General features: G+C 72.1%; 1 protein-coding gene. It reads left to right on the forward strand.

Annotated features, from left to right (window positions below):
- Nucleotides 1-3,437, forward strand: a 3,437-nt coding sequence (locus tag ACFU53_RS47355; protein WP_384006661.1) for an SDR family NAD(P)-dependent oxidoreductase, incomplete at both ends; no start/stop codon positions are given.

Genomic DNA, 3,437 nt, shown 5'->3' on the forward strand with positions numbered 1-3,437 from the left:
GGGGTGCGTTTCGCCGACGGTGTGAGCGTCCTGGCGGCCGAGGGGGTGACCCGTTTCCTGGAGATCGGCCCCGACGGCACCCTCACCGCCCTCGCCCAGAACTGCGTACCCGACGCGCCGAACCTCCTCTTCGTTCCCGCCCAGCGCAAGGACCGCGACGAACCGCCGGCGGTGATCGCCGCGCTGGCCGCGCTGCACACCACGGGCAGGACCGTCGACTGGGGCGTTCTTCTGCCCGGCTCCCACGAGTTGGTCGAGCTTCCTACCTATCCGTTCCAGCGGCAGCGCTACTGGCTGGATCCGGTGGCGGACCGTTTCGGACACCGTGGGGAGCACCCGCTGCTGTCCTCCGGGATCGGCGTCGCCGACTCCACCACCGTGGTGGCGACAGGGCTTCTGTCCGGGCGCACACAGCCCTGGCTCGGTGACCTCGCCACCGGCGGCGGCATCATCGTGGCTCCGTCCGTCCTCACCGATCTGGCCCTGCACACCGGACGCAGCCTCGGAGCGCATCACCTCACCGAGCTGCATGTCGACGAGCCGCTGCGGCTCCCCGCGACCGGTGAGACCGAGGTGCAGACCGTCACCGAAGCGGCGGACGGCGACCGACGCCGGACCTTCGCCCTGTACGCACGCCCCTACGACCCGGACGCCGGCCCCTCCGATGATGCCCGGCCCTGGACCCGGCACGCTCACGGCATTCTGGCCGGGGGCCCTGTCGAGCCCACTGCTGCGGACACGGACGAGGTCGGGGCCTGGCCCCCGCCCGGCGCGACGCCCGTCGACCCGGACGAGCTGTACGACGCCCTCGAAGTCCCGGCGGACGAGGCCGGGCGGGTCGTGACATCCGTGTGGCGTCTGGGCGACGAGGTGTTCGCCGAGGCCGTTCTCCCCGAGACGAAGACGGCCGAGGCGGCCGGGTTCGTCGTGCACCCCGCACTTTTGGACGGCGCCCTCCTGACGCTCCGCGCGCTCGGCCGGCCCGTTCCGCACCTCGTGTCCTGGTCCGGCCTCACCCTCCACGCGAGTGCCGCCACGGCGGTCCGCCTGCACGTCGTCCCGCGCTCGGCGACGGAATCCGCGCTCCGCATCCTGGACGTCACCGGCGCTCCCGTACTCACCGCTCGAACCGTCGCCGTCCTGCCGTTCGACCAGGAGCAACTCCCCGGGACCGTACGGAAAAGCGGCAGCGACCTGTACACGGTCACGTGGATCCCGGCCGACGCCCCCACACTCCCCGAACCGGCCTCGACGACCCGCCACACCGGCCCCGACGGCCTCCTCGCCGCCGCCTCGACCGCCTCGGACACCCCTTACGCCGAGCTGGTCGTCGTCCCCTGGCAGACGCCCGAGTCCGACCCGGAGACCGCTCTCGTGCCCGGCGTCCATGACGCCACAGCGCGTGCCCTCATCTTGCTCCGGCGCTGGCTCACCGACGCGCACGCGGCCGGCTCCCGCCTCCTGGTGCTCACCCGGGGCGCGGTGGCCGCACACGCCGGCGAGACCGTGACCGACCTGTCGGCCGCGGCGGTTCGGGGACTACTGAAGTCCGCCGCATCGGAGAACCCCGGGCGGTTCCTGCTCCTCGACACCGACGTCACCCCCACCGACGACCAGCTCGCGGACGCCGTACGGCGCGGTCACGACGAACTCGCCCTCCGCGATGGGCAGTTGTTCGCTCCTTCACTCAACCGAGTGAGGGACACCCCACCGCACCCGGCTGCCCTGGTCTTCCCCACGGACCGGACCGTCCTCGTCACCGGCGGCACGGGTGCGGTGGGTGCCGCCGTCGTCCGTCATCTCGTCACCCGGCACGGCGTCCGCCATCTGCTTCTCGTCACCCGGCGCGGTCCGCAGACTCCAGGTGTCGCCGATCTGGTCGACGAACTCGCCGCCCACGGCGCTCGGACCACCATCGTGAGCTGTGACGCCGCCGACCGCGAGGCCCTTGCCGACGTCATCGACGCCCTGCCGCCGAAGCATCCGATCGGCGCCGTGGTCCATGCCGCCGGAGTCCTCGACGACGGCGTCATCACCTCCCTCACCCCCGTGCACCTGGCCAGGGTGCTGCGACCCAAGGCCGACGCGGCGGTCAACCTGCACGAACTCACCCGCGACCTGGGTCTGTCGGCGTTCGTCATGTTCTCTTCGGCCGCCGCCACGCTCTCCGGTCCCGGACAGGGCAACTATGTCGCCGCGAACGCGTTCCTCGACGCCTACGCCGCCCGCCTGCGCGCCGACGGCCACCCAGCGGTGTCCATCGCCTGGGGCCTGTGGGAGACCGACAGCTCCATGACCCGCGGTCTCGCCGACGCCACGCGCAAGCGTGCCGCCCGCAGTGGCGTGGACGCCCTGCCCACCGGTGATGCTCTCGTCCTCTTCGACCGTGCCCTGACCCACACCGAGGGCACCCCGCTTCCACTCTGCCTGGACCGCACCGCACTGCGCCGCGCCGCCGACCGACTGCCCCCGCTGCTGCGTTCCCTGACCGGCCGCCCGGCCCTGCGCGAGGCCGCGGCGCGGCCGGCCGCCGGCGCTGCCTCGCCGCTCGGCCTGTCTCATCTGCCCGAGTCCCGGCGGCGGGACGCGGTCGCCGACCTCGTACGGACCACCCTGGCCGCCGTGCTCGGACACGCGCCGGAGACCCCGATCCGCCCCGACACCCCGTTCACACAGCTGGGCCTCGATTCCCTGACGGCCCTCGAAGTGCGCAACTCGCTCTCCCACGCGACCGGCACCACCCTGCCGGCGACCCTCGTCTTCGACCACCCCACCCCCGAAGCCGTCGTGGATCTCCTCCTGGCCGGCCTGGCTCCTGCGGAGCGGGCCGACGATCCCATGTCCACGTCCACCACGTCCACCATGCCCCGCAGCTCCGAGAGTGCCGCGCTCGCCGACGACCCCATCGCCATCATCGGCATGGGCTGCCGCTTCCCGGGCGGCGTCGAAACCCCCGAACAGTTCTGGGACCTGCTCCTGCAAGGCGAGGACGCCATCGGCGACTTCCCTGCGGACCGCGGCTGGGAAAACCTCACCGCCCTCGCCGCTTCGGACAGCACCGGCCCCGACACACCGACGTACACCCGTCGTGGTGGCTTCTTGTCCGGTGTCGGTGGTTTTGATGCGGAGTTTTTCGGGGTGTCGCCGCGTGAGGCGTTGGCGATGGATCCGCAGCAGCGGTTGTTGTTGGAGGTGTGCTGGGAGGCGGTGGAGCGGGCGGGTGTTGATCCTCGGTCGTTGCGGGGTTCGCGGGTGGGTGTGTTCGCGGGGACGAACGGTCAGGACTATCCGGCGTTGTTGAGTGTGTCGGAGGGTGACTTCGGCGGTTATGTGGGGACGGGGAACGCGGCGAGTGTGGTGTCGGGGCGGGTGTCGTACGTGCTGGGTCTGGAGGGTCCGGCGGTGACGGTCGACACCGCCTGCTCGTCCTCGCTGGT

Origin of the sequence: Streptomyces sp. NPDC057474 (assembly GCF_042802555.1) — a bacterium.
GTDB lineage: Bacteria > Actinomycetota > Actinomycetes > Streptomycetales > Streptomycetaceae > Streptomyces.